This window comes from Bartonella sp. CL266QHHD (genome assembly GCF_042195355.1).
Lineage (GTDB): Bacteria > Pseudomonadota > Alphaproteobacteria > Rhizobiales > Rhizobiaceae > Bartonella.
Genome location: NZ_JBHIOD010000018.1, coordinates 206,722 through 222,742 on the forward strand (window position 1 = coordinate 206,722; position 16,021 = coordinate 222,742).

Genomic DNA, 16,021 nt, shown 5'->3' on the forward strand with positions numbered 1-16,021 from the left:
CAATGATGAAGAATCCTTCACATCTCGGTGAATTATTGTGAGAAGATGTGATCAAAGAGCTTGGTTTATCCGTTAATGAAGCAGCAGAGTAGCTTGGTATATCTCGTGTAGCACTTTCTAGAGTTTTAAATGGAAAAGCCGCTATGAGTGCTAATCTTGCTATTAGGCTTGAAATGTCTGGTGTAAGCACAGCACGTGCTTGGCTTGCTATGCAAACAAATTATGATTTATCAAAAGCAATTTTTTAACAACAGTCTCATGATCAAGATTGCATAAAAGAGTTTCAAATGGCAGTTAAGTTTTTGCAACAGAGACGTATACAAGAGCTAAATCATGCGTATGAGCGTACAAGGTCAAAAGATGTAACGCGGATAAGACAAGGAATAAAATCTTATTTTCATAACTCGATTAAGCCATACGGTAAAAGAGAGGTAATCAAAGGAGGTGTTTAATATGGGTGTGACAAAAGATGTTGTACGTGCCTGCATAGATAGGGCGTTAAAAAAAATCCGGTGAAATATTAGCAAGTTTAGGACTTACGGTGTCTGATTTCATCCGTATTGCTTTGACAAAAGTTGTTCATGAAAAAGGATTGCCGTTTGATATGTCTATTTCTAATGCGAAAACGCTTAAAACTTTCGAGAAAAGTGACAAGGGTTAAGAGATATGTATTGCTGAAGATAGGTAAGATTTGTTTTTTCATTTGGATATTTGATATTTCTGATCATTCACTTCAAATTAGCTTTTCATTTACATCATTATCGTTATGGGTGTTTCCGTATATTGAATGATGTATGCAAACCGTGATTGAAATGGCAGCTTATTGAATTTCTGTGAAAGAAGAAGGCATATCGCTTGAATAATTATTTGATATTGTTTCTTTTATTGCTACTCATTCAGATGCTGGTGGTCTTATGCAAGGGTTAAGAGAAAGCCAAGGAAAGTTAGGTTTAAAAGCATAAGAGTAAAAGTGGGGGATATAAGGTTATACCCTTTTTTGGTGGTTAAAATATTCCGGTGTTGATCGAAGATATTTACAGTCAATCATCTTGAGGTAATTTGATAAAATCAGAGAGGAATGCGTTGAAGAAAATTTTTATATTGCGCCTTGATGAATATCGAAAAGAATAATAATGGATAAGGCACATAAAGCAGGATCTCGTATATTACAAGGTGCTCGTGAAGCTCTTGTCTGAAGCTAGAGGTGAAGCGGATACTAAATTTGGTATCTATATTCCTGCAAATGTTGATGTCAAAAAAAATCAGAAAAAATATAGGGTTATAGATATCATTTTCGGCACGTTTTGGTTTTCCTGTGGGGCGCATTCGTGATTGGGAATGGGGATGATATTTTTACTTCTTTTTACTTGTTGTTTTCGATTATTAACACTGAACTTGAAGCGATTAATCGTGTTTTTAAGAAAGCTCTATTGGTATAGTTTTTGCTTATAAAAAAGGGTGTGAGGGGTAGCGTTTTTTTTAAAAAGCATCACGGCGTTTGAAGGGGTCGTAATAGATTTCTGTTACACGAAATTTTCCTTCGAGGCGTTTGCATTGGATGATGACATCTATCATCGAGATTAATAAGCCGCGGATATCATCGCGTGCTAAATTACCACCACCGTCACTTTCTTTGACTAAAAGGGTCATTTGTTCAAAGGCTGCAAGGGCTGTTGAGGCGTGGACGGTGGTAATGGAGCCGGGGTGACCAGAATTGACATTACGGATATAGTAAAAGGCTGTACCATCACGCAGCTCTTGTAGAAGGATTCTGTCGGGGCGCATGCGTAAGCCTGATTCAAGCAGTTCTTTTGCGCCTGCTTTTGCTAAGCCTTGGTTATCTTTTGAATAAAAGAGCTGCACTTTGTTGGCGTGCGGAACGACAAGTTCTGGTGTGTCTTCAATGGTGAGAATTCGTTCATAGTCAGGGATTTTTGCAATCAAAGCTTTGGAGAGGGTTGTTTTACCAGAACCGGTTTTGCCCGATATTAAGATATTTTGTTGTGTAATAACGGCTCTTTCTAAAAAGGTGCAAAAATCTTTCGCGATAAAGAGATCTGTTAGCTCTTTGTCTGTATCAGAGAGTTCGGATAACCGTTCTGTCATTTGTTGCGTGGGTGTGAAACTGGTGTTTTGGGCAACAGAAAAAAGATTGTTTTCATGTAAACTTTCAAGAGAAAAAGTGCGTGATGAAGGTTTACGAATGGTCATGCTAATGGTATTGGCTGCAACTGCTGGAGGCATAACAATTTGTATGCGTTCGTTGTTTGGCAGTGTTGCGGAGAGAACGGGGTTTTCTACACTGATTTTTTGTGTTGTGTAGGCAGCAACAACTTTTGCAATCCCTTCTAGTTCGCTGTAGGTTAGTTCTTTTAAGATGTGGGTTTGCCAACCATTGGGACCCTCAACGATTACTTCGCCAGGGCGATTGATAACAATTTCAAATAAATTCTCATCATTGAGGAAATCATCTAAGATCTTTAATTTTGTTAAGACGATGGAGGCGCGTTCTGCATTTTTTGCTGATGGCATAATGTGACTTTATTGGCTTAATGAAAAAAGGAATAGCTGGGAGTAGAGCGGTTTCTTTTGCTCTTTACGACTAGTTTATAGACAGAGGAAAAATCGAGATCTTTTGCTACGAAAATGTTGACCAGTTCGCCTTGAAATTTTTCTAAGGTAGGAGGGATGTTGATTTGATTTTCAAGAGCAATACTGGCGGCATCTTTTCCAGTGTTGTTTGCGCCTTCAAAACCGCCGCCTCCAGAGTTGTTTGAACCTTCTTTATTGGAATTGCCTACTATTTTATTTGTTAAAACTGTTGTGGCACCATCAATAACGGTGAGTAAAAGGGAAGAGCCAAAGCGTTCCCACCAATGGGTGTTGATGTTGCCATCAAAACCGGCTCTGCCTAAACTGTCGGTTGCGGGTGAGGCAAGGTCGATGATGACACCGGTTGGGGTTTTTGCTCTTGTCCAGAGTACAAAGAGGCGAGATTGACCTTGTTTTATCCCTCCGCGGTATTCGCCAATCACTTGGGTTCCTTTATCAAGCAAAACAACGCGCCCATTGTCAGAGAGGATATCACGGTTGATGATGCAGCTTGCAAAGCCTGGTTGCTCACTGTTTAATGCGGTTTCTAAGATACAGGGAATAGAGGTTCCCATGGCGATGATAAAGTTTCTATTGCCGATGAGTTTTGCTTTTGCTTTTGCTTCTTCTGTTTTGGTAGGCTTTAATAGGGTTGCAAAATTTTGTGTGTCTTGAAGGGCAGGAGAATTTTGCGCATTCGCGAGATTTTCAAGGGCATGGAATTTTTCAAAGGGGTTGAGAGTCGTGTTGACGATGTCTTTTAATTGAGATTTAGAGCCTTTGGCAAAAGCGAGAACAGGGGCACGTCTTGCGGCATCAAGTAGTGGGTCATCTTTTTTGGGTTCTTGTGCGAGTGGTTGTGGGGGTGGTAAGGTTATTGGCGCTATGTTGGCACGCGGGTCAGAGGGCGCGAGCTCTAAAGGGGCGAGGGAATTGTGAAAGCTTTTTTCTTGTTTTTTATGAGCTTTTGCGGTGTCTTTTTGTTCTGTGGGGGAGGATAAGATGTTCCAGAGCACATAGCCGCAGATTCCTATACAGGCTATTGCGACAACTATTTTTTTGCCAGCGCTTTTGGCGCTATTGTTTTTGCCATCCCCAATAGATCCGCGATCTTCGATGATTGATTTATCACTCATGTGTTGTCCCCTTCAATTCCCGCTTATTTAAAGATCTGATGCAATTTTACGTTCAACAGATGGTGAGGTTGTTCCGGTATTTGGATTTGTGCCTTTTGGTTGATAGGCTTCGTTAAAGACGCATAGGACGTTTTTTCCATGTCTTAGGGTGAAGCGTGCGCTAATGGCATGGACAATCACCATGTTGCCTCTTGTGGTTTTGGGAACCAGCGATTCTGTACCGTCATTGCTGACAATGTAAATGGCAGGGATTTCTTGGTTGTCTGGAAATGTAAATGTTGTTGTTTTGCCATTGTCATAAACAGAGGAGGGTTCGAGAGTGATAGAGCCTTGAGCGGTGTAAGCCCAATTGCGAGGTCCGTAGGTTTCAGAAGCGTTGAAGACATTATCGATACGCTGGGCTTGTTGTTTTTCTTGTCGCATAAGGGCTGCGAGTCTTCTTTGTTCTGCTTCTTCTTGTGGGTAGCGAAATTTCACAAGGAAATATGTTTCTTGTCCAGATGAAATTTCTCCATCTTTGACCATGAGTTCAAATTGATAGGAGCGCTTTGAGCCATCAAGCTTTGTTGTGACGACTTGGAGATTGGTAATGGGTTGGACTTCCCGCGCTTTGAGGAAAAGAATATTGCCAGCGGGGGCGACTTCCCATGCAACGCTGTTGCCAATTGCTACATGGGCAATTTCTTCATTGGGAGAAAATTCTATTTGTACCGATGAGCGTATGGAGCCAATAATTTTTGTGACATTATAGGCATCATAGTTGATAAAGCGAATGCGGCTATCGCTTGGCGCACGGGTGGGAAAAATACTGGCATGGCTAGGCGTTAAAGAAAGGGTAATAGCGATGTTAAGAATGAAAAAAAGAATTTTTTTTGTCATGATCAGTTGACCACTTCCGGATCGGTTCTATATTCACTAACAATAAACCCTAGAGGATTTATCAAACGGTTTTGGACAGAGATAGGGGCATTGATATATTCAAAGGTAAGTGTTGCAACCCAGTGGGTGATGAATTCTTTGTTGTTGTCGTTGTCGTGAATGGTTCTGTAGTAACGCACTTGGGCGACATCGTCATTGATAAAGGAGATTGATTTTATTGTTATTGTAACGGCGGCGTGTTTATAGAGAATTTGAGGACTTTGGGGATTTCTTGCTCCATACCAGCTGGCAAATCTTTCCTGTTCTTCAGAAGAAGAGAGGAGGGAGACGGTTTGGAAGTTGTGTTGTGTTTCTTCTGTGGTGAAGCCTTCACGGGAGCGGACATATTTTGCAGCAAAGTAGCGTGTGATTGCTTCATCGACATTGGTGGGACCTTCTTTTAAGGCTTCCACAACTTCGGTGATGCCGGTTGAATTGTCTACACGGATGACAAAAGGTTCCACGGTTTTAAGGGGTGTGAGGGTGATGACCGCGAGAGAAGACAGTATTGCAAGAGCAACCGCGATGCCGGCAATGGCAAGCGAGACGCGGGTGGTGCGGCGTGAGGCGAGCATGCGATCTTGATCGAACGAGCGCGCTTCAGCGATGTATTGTTCTATATCTTTTTCTTTCATGCTTTTTGCCCGCAATTTTTGTAAGATTTGATTTCTTCATCCGTTAATTTTTGTGCCAGAAGCATTTCCAGCTTCCCTTCTTTTAGGGGTGAAGGGGTGTTGTTACTGATGATAATGGGTGTGGGCGTGGGTTTTTTCCCTTCCCAATTCCACATTGATCTGTTGAGTGGACGTTTAGAATATCCATCACATTTTGGGAGTGACTTCAGTGTGTTTGGTGAAGACACACAGCCACTGAGAAAGAGAAATGGTAAGATAATCCCAATTTTTTTAAATTTCCGCATTTGAACTTAGGCCTTTGCTAATAGTGATGCTAATTTTTTAACACCCTTCATTATTGTGTTGCCTGCAAATTTAGCAGCGCGAAAAGCTTCTTTCCCAGCGCGTTGCGTTCCAGTTATTGCACTTGTGAGAGAAGCACCGCCCGAGGCTAAAGCTGATGCTATATCAGGTAATTTGATGAAAAGGTAAATACCACAAAAGCCAACAGCTGAGAAATTAATTAAGGAAAGCATTATATCTTCAAGATTTACTGAGAAGATTTGCATTGCAAGATTGACATACATACCGCCAAGCAACACGATTAATACCTGCAAAATGATGAAGTTTGCAACTTGTCCTAACCATGCTTCTGTAAAACGCCTTGTTGGGGAAAACAGACCAAGGCTTATAAAAAGTGGTCCTATCGATAGGACAAGAAATAAACCAAGTTTAGCAAACATTGAGACGATAAAACCAACTGCAGAAACTATAATGGCATCCACTAAACAGCCAAAACCAGCAAGCCATGTCGCAAGAAACTTACCCGTTTCGGTCCATCCTGTGTACTGCTCTGATGCGTCAAAAACGTGTGCACCTGCTTGTCTTAGCAGATTGTCCCATACATTTTGATCCGAGTGTGCTGCACCTTGTGTGACATTTGCAATGGCATTCGGCAGATCATTGAAAAATATATCCCTGACCCACGCATTATAAAGAGCAGCATTAGTGGCGAGTGTAACAATGATACCGAGTTTGAAAGCTGTCGCTATAAATTCCCATAAGGGCATGGAAGAACGCCCGTAGATGATATTGTATCCCATAAATATAATGTAGATTGTACAAGATGCTTTAAGCGGAGCACTTAAACTTAATGAGAGATTATTAATAGTTTTATTCATTACATCTTCAAGAGCCTTTATTACAAAACTATCCATCCGAGTAAATACAGTTACATTTTCAAATGCCATTGCACGTCCGTTTTATTTAATGTCTGCAAATATGATCATTTCTGATTCAATTATTATCCTGTTGTTGTTTAGCTTTAGCACGCTCTTCTGCTTCTCGTTCGGCTTGTTCTTTTGCTTTTTCTTCGGCTTGTCTTTTTTCAAAATCAGCTTTTCTTTTTTCAAAATCAGCTTTCCATTTTTCATGTTCAGCTTTTTGTTGGTCCATAAGTTCATCCATCGCTTTGTTGAAGCGCTCTGCCGCTTTCCGGCTTCTTTCTTCAGCTTTGGCTTCATATTCCTTTTGAAGTTCAAGTTGTGCTAATCTTAGGTTTTCACAATTTTTGGCAGTTCCTGCGAATCCACATTTCGCATCCCACTCGAAGCGTAAATTTTTATCTTTTTTAAATTCTGCAACGCTATAGGTTTTTTCACATCCAGCAGCGATAATTCCAGTGCAAAATAGCAATGTTGTTATGAGAACTTTATTCATAGATATTCCCCTTTTTCCTTTCAGTTTTACAAGTTTTGAGCACAATCTTTAAATTCTGCTTGTGTTATCGGTTTTTATAACCAGTGATGATAAATCTAGGGCAGAGACATAATGTTGCCATAAATATATTATAAAGTGCATAAAGCTCTTTAAGTTGAGCAGCTAAAGCGCAATAGCGATGTGTAATGGTGCTATCCATTGTCTTTGTAAGGGAATGCATTACAGTATTATCTATCCAAGTAAATACACCTTTGGTTACTATTGCCATTGAGATGCTCCGCTCTTCATTATGTCTTAATGGTTATTTTGTTCTTTTGCCGCGCGCTCTTTTGCTTTTTCTTCAGCTTGTCTTTTTTCAAAATCAGCTTTCCATTTATTATACTCAGCTTTTCGTTTAGCCAGAAGTTCATCCATCTCTTTTTTAAAGTGCTCTGCCTCTTTCCGGCTTCTTTCTTCAGCTTGTGCCTGACGTTCTTTCTCAAGTTCTAAAAATGCTAACCGCATGTTTTCACAATTTTTTGAAGTTCCTGCGAATCCACATTTAGCATCCCACTCTAAGCGTAATTTTTCATCTTTTTTAAATTCTGCTACACTGTGAGTTTTTTCACATCCAGCAGCGATAATTCCAGTGCCAAGTAGCAATGTTGTTATGAGAACTTTATTCATTATTTATTGTCCTGTTGTTGTTTAGCGCGCTCTTCTGCTTCTCGTTCTTCTCGCCTTTTATTTATTTTCTCTAGAGCTTTATTATAATTTTCTAACGCTCTCTTAGAATGTTCTTCATCAAGTTCCTTCGCGGCTTGTCGCACATTTTGACAATTTTTCGAATTATCAGAAGCTCCACACTTCCATTGAAACTCTCTTATTAAGCTTTCATTTTTTTTAAATTCTTCTACGCTGTAGGTTTTTTCACATCCAGCTGTGATGAGCCCAGTGCAAAGTAGCAATGTTGTTATGAGAACTTTATTCATGATTAAGTCCCTCTTTAACTTTTAATGACCGCGAAGTTGATTTGCATAATCTTGTTAAATACTTTTATTTCTGATTGTTATAATAATTTTTATGGATCGAAATTGTTTTCGCTTTTTTCTTTAGCTCTCCATTTTTCATGTTCAGCTTTTCTTTTAGCTTCTTCTTCTTTTTGCTTTTTTTCCCATTCTTCTCTACGTTTACGGTTTTCTTCTTCAGCCTTTTTCCTGCGTTCTGCCGCAAGTTCGTGATCGGCTACTCTTACATTTTCACAATTTTTTGAAGTTCCTGACCATCCACATCTCACAGCCCATTCTTCAAATAATTTTTTATCTTTTTTAAATTCTGCTACACTATAGGTTTTTTCACAGCCAGCAGCGATAATTCCAGTGCCAAGTAGCAATGTTGTTATGAGAACTTTATTCATCGATATTTCCCCTTTTTCCTTTCAGTTTTACAAGGTTTGAGCACAATCTTTAAATTCTGCTTGTGTTATCGGTTTTTATAACCAGTGATGATAAATCTAGAGCACAGACATAATGTTGCCATAAATCTATTGTATAGTCTGTAAGGTTCTTTAAGTTGAGCAGCTAAAGCGCAATAGATGTTATCCATTGTTTTTGTAATGGGATTCATCAACATATTGTCTATCTTAGTGAATATGCCTTTGCTTTCTACTGCCATTGAGATGCTCCGCTCTTCATTATGTCTTAATGGTTATTTTGTTGTTCTTCTGCCGCGCGCTCTTTTGCTCTTCGTTCTTCTTCAGCGCGTGTTTCCGCTCTTTGTTTTTCGAGTATTTTTTGAGTCTCAGCCTCCCTTTTTTCAAGTCTGGCTTTTTGTTTCGCCATAAATTCTTCATATCTTTTGCGATTTTCTTCTGCAATTTTACGACTTCTTTCTGCTTCTTTTGCTTCATATTCTTTCTGAAGTTCTAAAAATGCTAACCGCATGTTTTCACAATTTTTTGAAGTTCCTGCAAATCCACATCTAGCATCCCACTCTAAGCGTAAATTTTTATCTTTTTTAAATTCTGCGACGCTATAGGTTTTTTCGCAACCAGCCGTGATCATCCCTGTGCAAAGTAGCAATGTTGTTACGAGAACTTTATTCATTATTTATTGTCCTGTTGTTGTTTAGCTTTAGCGCGCTCTTCTGCTTCTCGTTCGGCTTGTTCTTTTGCTTTTTCTTCAGCTCTTCTTTTTTCATTTTTAGCTTTTTTTTTGGCTACAAGTTCCTCGATCTCTTTGTTGAAGCGCTCTATTGTTTTACGATCGCTTTCTTCATCTTGTGCCTGACGTTCTTTCTGAAGTTCTAAAAATGCTAACCGCATGTTTTCACAATTTTTTGAAGTTCCTGCAAATCCACATTTAGCATCCCACTCTAGGCGTAATTTTTCATCTTTTTTAAATTCTGCGACGCTATGGGTTTTTTCACATCCAGCGGTGATGAGCCCTGTGCAAAGTAGCAATGTTGTTATGAGAACTTTATTCATAGATATTTCCCCTTTTTCCTTTCAGTTTTACAAGGTTTGAGCACAATTTTTAAATTATGCTATGTTCTGGTTTTTTATAACCAGTGATGATAAATCTAGGGCAGCGACATAATCTTGCCATAAATCTATTGTATAGTCTGTAAGGTTCTTTAAGTTGAGCAGCTAAAGCGCAATAGCGATGTGTAATGGTGCTATCCATTATTTTTGTAAGGGAATGCATTACAGTATTATCTATCCAAGTAAATACGCCTTTGGTTACTATTGCCATTGAGATGCTCCGCTATTTGTTGTGTATTTTATAATTTAATTGTTATTTTGTTGTTGTTCAGCTCGTTCTTTTGCTTCTTGTTCGGCTTTAGCGCGCTCTTCTGCTTCTCTTTCGGCTTGTTCTTTTGCTTCTTGTTCAGCTTTAAATTTTTCATTCTCAGCTCTCATTTTTTCAATCCAAGCTTTTTGTTTAGCTTTAAATTCTTCATCTAGTTTGCGATTATGTTCTTCAGCTTTTTTCCGACGTTCCTTTTCAAGTTCTAAAGCTGCTACTCTTAGGTTTTCACAATTTTTTGAAGTTCCTGACCATCCACATCTTGCTCCCCATTCTTCCATCAATTTTTCATTTTTTTTAAATTCTTCTACGCTGTAGGTTTTTTCACAGCCAGCCGTGATGAGCCCTGTGCAAAGTAGCAATGTTGTTACGAGAACTTTATTCATGATTTATTGTCCTGTTTCTTTTCAGATTCTTGTTTATCGTCATTTGTCGAGCCAAAGCCTCTCCAATTTTTACGGGTTTCAAATTCAGCTTGCTCTGCATTTTTACAATTTTTCGAATTCAAATCCCCTGACGTCAAACATTTCACTAATACTTCTTCCATCAGTTTTTTATTTTTTTTAAATTCTTCTACGCTGTAGGTTTTTTCACAACCAGCTGTGATGAGCCCTGTGCAAAGTAGCAATGTTGTTATGAGAACTTTATTCATTATTTATTGTCCTGTTGTTTAGCTTTAGCGCGCTCTTTTGCTTCTCGTTCGGCTTGTTCTTTTGCTTTTTGTTCAGCTTTCCATTTTTCATGTTCAGCTTTTTGTTTAGCCATAAGTTCATCCATCGCTTTGTTGAAGCTCTCTGCCGCTTTCCGGCTTCTTTCTTCAGCTTTTGCGTCATATTCTTTTTGAAGTTCAAGTTGTGCTAATCTTAAGTTTTCACAATTTTTTGCAGTTCCTGCGAATCCACATTTAGCATTCCACTCTTCCATCAATTTTTTATCTTTTTTAAATTCTGCGACGCTATAGGTTTTTTCACATCCAGCTGTGATGAGCCCTGTGCAAAGCAGCAATGTTGTTATGATGATCTTGTTCATGATTAATGACTGTCCTGTTTCTTTTCAGATTCTTGTTTATCGTCATTTGTTGAGCCAGTTCTCCCCCATCCCCATGTTGGAAGACTCTCACGATAAGCTTGCTCTGCGTTTTTACAATTTTGCGAATCGAGATCCCCTGATGTCATACATTTCATTTTCCATTTTTCGTATAATTTGTGATCTTTCTTAAATTCTTCTACGCTATGGGTTTTTTCACATCCAGTGGTGATGAGCCCTGTGCAAAGTAGCAATGTTGTTATGATGATCTTGTTCATATTCAAGCCCCTCTTTTCTCCCGTTTATTGACCACGCAGTGTTTTGGCTAAAGCTTTGTATCGCGCTTTAAATTCTTCCATTTCACGTTGTTTTGCAGCTTTTTCTTCTGCTTGTTGAATCATCATGGCGGCTTGCATTTGGAGTATTTTTGCTTGGAGGTCTGCTTGTACCGCTGATAATTGTGCTTGAATGCCTTGAATTTTACCCGCATCTTTAGTACTTCCAAGTTCGTCAAGGAGCTTGGTAATGTTTTTTTGTGTTTCACTGGCTTCTTCGTAGACGTCCTGGCCTTTTGCCGCTTCTCCTACTACGCGCTGTTCAGCTTTTTTCACTTCTTGTGCGTAAAAAGCATCTACTGCCTCTTTTGAGTCTGCGCCCCCCGCGGGCTCTTTGTATTTAAGTTCTTCTTGCCATTTTTGCGTGTTTTTGCTGCCGCCGCCGCCGCCACCGCCACCGCCGCCGCTGCCCATCGATTGTTGAAAGTGGTTAAAGTCAGAAGGAAGGGCGCCACTGCTCCCTTGCTTGTTAAACATCTCTTTCAATCCCGAAATGTCAGGCTTGACATTTAGGGAGTTATATAATTGTTTCGCTTGATCGAGTTGGCTCTTTAATTGGTCAAGCTGTTGTGCACCTTGTTGAATTTGTTCTTGCAACTTGTTAAGCTGTTGTTGGCCTTGTTGAACTTGTTTAATCATTTGTCCAAAAGCCTTGGGATCAAATACAATACCGCCAAAACCAAATGAATTGGTTGTTAAACCAAAAGAAATTGCGCAAAGAGCTGTTGCCAATAAAAGTTTTTTCATTGCTTTGACCTTTCTTGAAAAATAGGAAGCCATTTTTCTGGAGATTGTCCAACTTCATCCATAATGGTCTCTAGGAGTTCAATATTCTTGGTGGTGCCACTTAAAATGGCTATTTCATCATCAAAGCCGCGTAAATTTAGCTCTGCTACAACTGAACTTTGTCCTTGTTTGATGAGAAAACGCCGTGACTCACGGCTTAATTCTGATTGTATCAGGTTAAATTCTCTGTCCGATAATTTAAAACCTTCTACATAATCCCCATGATTGCCCTTTTGATTGGGAAAATAAATTTGTGTGGGGCATTGCTCTATAATGGTGTGGGCAATGGTCGAATTGATCGCATCTTTGGGAGATTGCGTTGCAAACAACATCAAACCATTTTGTTTACGGATAGTTTTCAGCCTGTCTTGCGCAAAGGCTTTAAAGGAATCATCCTCTAAGGCTTTCCAAAACTCATCAATGACAATGATAATACGACGTCCATCAATCAGAGACAAAATCCTATGAAAAAGATACATCATTAAGGGGGGACGAATTTCATTATTGTCTAAAAAATCCGTCATGTCATAACCAATAAATTTTGCATCAATGCCAATGTCGTCATCAGGATTGTCAAAAACCCACCCTAAGGCATTGCCTTTACACCATCTTTCTAAACGACCCGCTATCCCCTCCCTGTGCGTGGTGTCAAAAAACATTTGTAAGGCCGATATTGTCCGTTGTTCTTTTGGCAACAAGGCAAGTTGGTCAACAGCAGCAGAAATATCTTGTCTTTCTGATTCACTGATCTTTTGATCTTCAGAAGAAACAAGCTTGATAATCCATTGGCGTAAAAAAACTCTATCTGCTGGATTGTTATAGTCTAAGCCTTTTAGCGGTGCTATGCCTGTCGGTCTACCATTCTTCAAGGGCATATAAGTGCCGCCACCCGCTCTGACAAAAAGTTCTGCGCCCCGATCTTTGTCAAAAAAGACCATATTGGGATCATGCTTTTGAAGTTGCGCTAAAAGAAAATTAACAATAACCGTTTTCCCAGAACCAGAGGGACCACAAACAAACGTATTGCCTAAATCACCAAAGTGAAAGTTAAAATAAAACGGTGAACCAGCAGAGGTTTTCATCAAGGCTACCGCTGGTCCCCACACATTGCCATCTATTTTCCCAACCGGAAAAGAATGAAATGGAGAAAGCGCTGCATAATTGCGGCTTGTTATTGCACCAGAGCGGGTGCGATAAGCATAATTGCCAGGCAATTGTGCCCACCAAGCCGCCGCTAACCCTAAATCTTCCCGCGCAATGACAGCCCCACCATCTGTAAGACGAGAACGCGCTTTGGCAAGATTATCCGCTAACTCTTGCGGCGTATCAGCAAAAACTGCCAATGATAAATGATGCTCCCCTAAAACAAAACGATTGGATTCAAGATCATCAAGCGCATCATCAAGTTCCATAATTTGTGAGCCCGCACGGTCTCCTGCATTGACCATTTGGTTTTGTTTGCGCCCCATAATCTGCTTGGCAATGTTTTTGCTCTTGAAAATAAAAGATTGGGTGAAAATAAACTCAAAGGGAAGGGTGAGCAAACCATCCGCCATGCCTACCCTGGTTTTTGCTGGATATTCTTTCCAACCAAACATGCCCGCAAACCGCTGTGCCGCCTCGGTGCGTATTTCTATGATCTCTTTTCCAAAAATGAGACGGTCTGAATAAACAGTCGAAGCTATCGTCCCCCATGTGAGAGGGATACGTTCACGACGACCTCCCACCAATTGGTGGATAAACTCACTTTGCTGCGAATAAATATTGCCTTCATGTTCATAAAGACTCAATCTTCTTGCACCATAGCGCTCTAAATTTTGAATAAGATCTGTTGTAATATCTTCAAGCTTGCGAATGGACTCTGCATCAACTTCTGTCTTTTCTTGCTTGGCTTTGCCTAAACGTTTGAAAAACTCCACTAATTTATCCGTTTGATCAACGTGTGGATTCCACAAAATAGAAAGATAAAGATCATTGCGATAAAGCTCCTGTGAAATCATCCGGTCGCGATATTTATCATCTAATTGCTTGGCAAATGTCGATCTGAAAGTCCCATCCGGATAAACAGTTTCACGCTTTCTGATAATATGGCTATAAAGCGCTATCCGTTCATCCGCTATGTTTTTAAACAGATTATTGAGCTGTTCGTGAAGCACATTCAGATCAATAATATCCGCTGTCTCAAAGTTAATGCCTTCAAGTTTAATAACGCTCATGAGAGCGCGTGAATCCAGCGCAATGATGTGCTTGTTGACATGGCGCACATAAGGAATGATCGCCTCTGGCTGCTTTTCACGTTTGCGCTCTGTTCTATTCATTGTAATTCCTCATAATTACGAATTAATCGTAATGGAGAAATACTTCCCCCACCCCATAGACTCGAATTTCTGGCAAAAATAGATGTCTTTTGCCATGTCAGAAGAATACGAAATTTGTTATGGTCATGCTTTAGAATTTCCTTGAATATGAAATGCAGCATCACACCAAAGGTTAGAAAAAAAATATTGCCTGCCATAATGAACAATATCATCGTTCCTATCCCATTTAATCCCATAGCTTCCACCGTCACGCCCGCAATCATTGCAGGGCGCGTGCAAGCAAGAAATAACGTATCTTCTGTTAGCTTGTCGTGCTCTTTCATGGCTTTGAAAGGCAAAGTTTAATTAGGAAAGCATTGATACGATTTGCGATGCACCCATAACAATGCCGATGCCAACACAAACGAAAAAAGCTTTACGCATTTCAACATAACCAGCAATCCATGCAAGCCCAATACCAGCAACGGCAATGGTTGCGATTGATTTTGCAATGTTTCCTGTTAAAGCTTCAATTATTTTTTTAAGCGCATCGTCAACTTTTCCGAAGTCACCTGCGGCAAATGCTGGTTCACTCAGTGCCATGAAGGCAATAAACAGCATCAATGCTGCTGTTAACCATTTCTTTTGGGTGTTGGATAGAATAGTTTTTTGTAAGGTATGTTCACAACTGAACGAATTATTCATGTTTTTCATGAAAATTTCCCCGCTTTATGTTTAAGTTGTTTATAAAATTAATATTCAAAATATTATTCGGGAATCATATAAATGAAAAAAATATTTTTTTCTATCGATAAATTAATAATATTTAATCTTTTATTATTTAATGAACAATAAAATACAGCAATATTCAAAATGATACTTTTAAAATATCTTCGATCAGCGCCTAAATATATTATCTTAATTTGTATTATTATTTTAGGATACTTTTATTTAAGTCAACATAATGAACAACTTACTCAAACTTCTTTTTTAAAAGGATCAGAAAAGACAATTGGAAACCCCGTTCAAAATCCGAAGTCACAATTGATAGATTATGCAAACCAACAAGACGTAAACCAACAAAATGTGGTATTGCATCCAGAACCACTCGCATCACAATTTTATGAAGAACTCGCATCACAATTTTATGAAGAAAATGTGCCGGTCTATTCCGGTGCTATACAGGTTACAAGTGGTGTGACCTTTAAAATGATTACGCTTGTAGATGATGGGTGGAGAAAAAAGATCATCCGTGATATCCGCTTATATGGTGTGGAAAGCTGTGAAATGAGGCAATTTGCCTCACGCAACGGAGTTAAGTGGCCTTGCGGTGCTTTTGTTACGGCTTGGCTTGTTTCAAAAACAATTGATAAAAAGGTTACTTGTCGGCAAGCACGTGTCGTTCAACAGGTTCATTATGCACAATGTTTTGTAGATGGGGTTGATCTGGCGCGGTTGGGGCTTGCTGAAGGGTTGATGGTGTTGACAAAAGATCAGCATCATTTTCCATCCCCAGCAGACTATAAAAACTTACAATCTGCTGCTCAAAAAGCACAAAACGGTTTATGGTCGAGCCAATTTCAACAACCAGAAGATTGGCGAAGAGATCATGGAAGCTATAATCCCATTGACCATAATTGATAAAGCGTTCTCTCAAGCGCTATTTATAAATCAAGACAATATTCTACTGCAAATCTTATCAGAAAAAAGTTAATTATAATCCACACAGTCCTTGGTGGACAACGCTCGTTATGGAAAATTGTTGTGTTTAAAGCTCGCTTACGCATATAGGTTGCTCACTACAGCGCTATG

Annotated in this window: 24 protein-coding genes and 1 pseudogene; 3 read left to right on the plus strand and 22 right to left on the minus strand. The window is 39.5% G+C overall.

The window, feature by feature from the left end; genetic code table 11:
* Positions 1-47: 47 nt before the first annotated feature.
* Together ACFIK7_RS02130 and ACFIK7_RS02135 are read left to right on the plus strand one after the other, a co-directional pair.
* Positions 48-248 (plus strand): annotated as a pseudogene (locus ACFIK7_RS02130) (HigA family addiction module antitoxin).
* A gap of 293 nt (positions 249-541) precedes the next feature.
* A complete protein-coding gene (locus tag ACFIK7_RS02135) occupies positions 542-661 on the plus strand; it encodes a type II toxin-antitoxin system RelB/DinJ family antitoxin (RefSeq protein WP_375630941.1) in 120 nt (39 codons plus the stop codon).
* A gap of 818 nt (positions 662-1,479) precedes the next feature.
* On the opposite strand, the gene virB11 is transcribed toward ACFIK7_RS02135, so the two are convergent.
* The 22 genes from virB11 to ACFIK7_RS02245 form a co-directional block, all read right to left on the minus strand.
* Positions 1,480-2,532, minus strand: coding sequence for a P-type DNA transfer ATPase VirB11 (gene virB11 / locus ACFIK7_RS02140; RefSeq protein WP_375655031.1), 1,053 nt, complete (start codon positions 2,530-2,532; stop codon positions 1,480-1,482).
* A 17-nt stretch (positions 2,533-2,549) separates the two neighbouring features.
* On the minus strand, positions 2,550-3,728 hold the full coding sequence (gene virB10 / locus ACFIK7_RS02145) for a type IV secretion system protein VirB10 (protein WP_375630943.1): 1,179 nt from the start codon (positions 3,726-3,728) through the stop codon (positions 2,550-2,552).
* A 27-nt stretch (positions 3,729-3,755) separates the two neighbouring features.
* Complete coding sequence (gene virB9 / locus ACFIK7_RS02150) at positions 3,756-4,607, minus strand: P-type conjugative transfer protein VirB9 (protein ID WP_375662836.1); 852 nt, start codon at positions 4,605-4,607, stop codon at positions 3,756-3,758.
* A gap of 2 nt (positions 4,608-4,609) precedes the next feature.
* On the minus strand, positions 4,610-5,281 hold the full coding sequence (locus ACFIK7_RS02155; RefSeq protein WP_375662837.1) for a virB8 family protein: 672 nt from the start codon (positions 5,279-5,281) through the stop codon (positions 4,610-4,612).
* Positions 5,278-5,565, minus strand: coding sequence for a type IV secretion protein VblB7 (locus ACFIK7_RS02160; RefSeq protein ID WP_375653609.1), 288 nt, complete (start codon positions 5,563-5,565; stop codon positions 5,278-5,280). Before ACFIK7_RS02160 ends, ACFIK7_RS02155 begins: the two co-directional genes overlap by 4 nt.
* A 6-nt stretch (positions 5,566-5,571) precedes the next feature.
* Positions 5,572-6,510, minus strand: a complete 939-nt coding sequence (locus ACFIK7_RS02165; protein WP_375657595.1) for a type IV secretion system protein — start codon at positions 6,508-6,510, stop codon at positions 5,572-5,574.
* 46 nt (positions 6,511-6,556) lie between these two features.
* Positions 6,557-6,979, minus strand: coding sequence for an EexN family lipoprotein (locus ACFIK7_RS02170; protein ID WP_375657596.1), 423 nt, complete (start codon positions 6,977-6,979; stop codon positions 6,557-6,559).
* Between the two features lie 64 nt (positions 6,980-7,043).
* Positions 7,044-7,247, minus strand: a complete 204-nt coding sequence (locus ACFIK7_RS02175; RefSeq protein ID WP_375662838.1) for a hypothetical protein — start codon at positions 7,245-7,247, stop codon at positions 7,044-7,046.
* 26 nt (positions 7,248-7,273) lie between these two features.
* Positions 7,274-7,645: an EexN family lipoprotein gene (locus ACFIK7_RS02180; protein ID WP_375662839.1), complete on the minus strand. Its 372-nt coding sequence runs from the start codon at positions 7,643-7,645 to the stop codon at positions 7,274-7,276.
* Positions 7,645-7,950, minus strand: coding sequence for an EexN family lipoprotein (locus tag ACFIK7_RS02185; RefSeq protein ID WP_375613231.1), 306 nt, complete (start codon positions 7,948-7,950; stop codon positions 7,645-7,647). Before ACFIK7_RS02185 ends, ACFIK7_RS02180 begins: the two co-directional genes overlap by 1 nt.
* A gap of 89 nt (positions 7,951-8,039) precedes the next feature.
* The gene (locus ACFIK7_RS02190; protein WP_375662840.1) at positions 8,040-8,375 is read right to left on the minus strand and encodes an EexN family lipoprotein; all 336 of its coding nucleotides are present in this window, start codon (positions 8,373-8,375) and stop codon (positions 8,040-8,042) included.
* 283 nt (positions 8,376-8,658) lie between these two features.
* Positions 8,659-9,063 carry an EexN family lipoprotein gene (locus ACFIK7_RS02195; protein ID WP_375662841.1) on the minus strand — a complete coding sequence of 135 codons (405 nt, stop codon included), beginning with the start codon at positions 9,061-9,063 and terminating at the stop codon, positions 8,659-8,661.
* A complete protein-coding gene (locus ACFIK7_RS02200) occupies positions 9,063-9,443 on the minus strand; it encodes an EexN family lipoprotein (RefSeq protein ID WP_375662842.1) in 381 nt (126 codons plus the stop codon). The genes ACFIK7_RS02195 and ACFIK7_RS02200 overlap by 1 nt, the downstream gene beginning before the upstream one ends.
* Before the next feature lie 49 nt (positions 9,444-9,492).
* A complete protein-coding gene (locus tag ACFIK7_RS02205; protein WP_375662843.1) occupies positions 9,493-9,711 on the minus strand; it encodes a hypothetical protein in 219 nt (72 codons plus the stop codon).
* A gap of 35 nt (positions 9,712-9,746) precedes the next feature.
* Positions 9,747-10,151 carry an EexN family lipoprotein gene (locus ACFIK7_RS02210; protein ID WP_375662844.1) on the minus strand — a complete coding sequence of 135 codons (405 nt, stop codon included), beginning with the start codon at positions 10,149-10,151 and terminating at the stop codon, positions 9,747-9,749.
* Positions 10,148-10,417 carry an EexN family lipoprotein gene (locus tag ACFIK7_RS02215; RefSeq protein ID WP_375662845.1) on the minus strand — a complete coding sequence of 90 codons (270 nt, stop codon included), beginning with the start codon at positions 10,415-10,417 and terminating at the stop codon, positions 10,148-10,150. The genes ACFIK7_RS02210 and ACFIK7_RS02215 overlap by 4 nt, the downstream gene beginning before the upstream one ends.
* Complete coding sequence (locus tag ACFIK7_RS02220; protein ID WP_375662846.1) at positions 10,417-10,794, minus strand: EexN family lipoprotein; 378 nt, start codon at positions 10,792-10,794, stop codon at positions 10,417-10,419. The genes ACFIK7_RS02215 and ACFIK7_RS02220 overlap by 1 nt, the downstream gene beginning before the upstream one ends.
* A 2-nt stretch (positions 10,795-10,796) precedes the next feature.
* Complete coding sequence (locus ACFIK7_RS02225; RefSeq protein ID WP_375662847.1) at positions 10,797-11,069, minus strand: EexN family lipoprotein; 273 nt, start codon at positions 11,067-11,069, stop codon at positions 10,797-10,799.
* A gap of 24 nt (positions 11,070-11,093) precedes the next feature.
* A complete protein-coding gene (locus ACFIK7_RS02230) occupies positions 11,094-11,873 on the minus strand; it encodes a type IV secretion system protein (RefSeq protein ID WP_375662848.1) in 780 nt (259 codons plus the stop codon).
* Positions 11,870-14,230, minus strand: coding sequence for a VirB4 family type IV secretion/conjugal transfer ATPase (locus tag ACFIK7_RS02235; protein WP_375662849.1), 2,361 nt, complete (start codon positions 14,228-14,230; stop codon positions 11,870-11,872). The genes ACFIK7_RS02230 and ACFIK7_RS02235 overlap by 4 nt, the downstream gene beginning before the upstream one ends.
* Complete coding sequence (locus tag ACFIK7_RS02240; protein ID WP_375612517.1) at positions 14,227-14,553, minus strand: type IV secretion system protein VirB3; 327 nt, start codon at positions 14,551-14,553, stop codon at positions 14,227-14,229. Before ACFIK7_RS02240 ends, ACFIK7_RS02235 begins: the two co-directional genes overlap by 4 nt.
* Before the next feature lie 22 nt (positions 14,554-14,575).
* Positions 14,576-14,923, minus strand: coding sequence for a TrbC/VirB2 family protein (locus ACFIK7_RS02245; protein WP_375662850.1), 348 nt, complete (start codon positions 14,921-14,923; stop codon positions 14,576-14,578).
* 159 nt (positions 14,924-15,082) lie between these two features.
* On the opposite strand from ACFIK7_RS02245, the gene ACFIK7_RS02250 reads away from it, so the two are divergent.
* Positions 15,083-15,850, plus strand: a complete 768-nt coding sequence (locus ACFIK7_RS02250) for a nuclease (RefSeq protein ID WP_375662851.1) — start codon at positions 15,083-15,085, stop codon at positions 15,848-15,850.
* Positions 15,851-16,021: the final 171 nt, after the last annotated feature.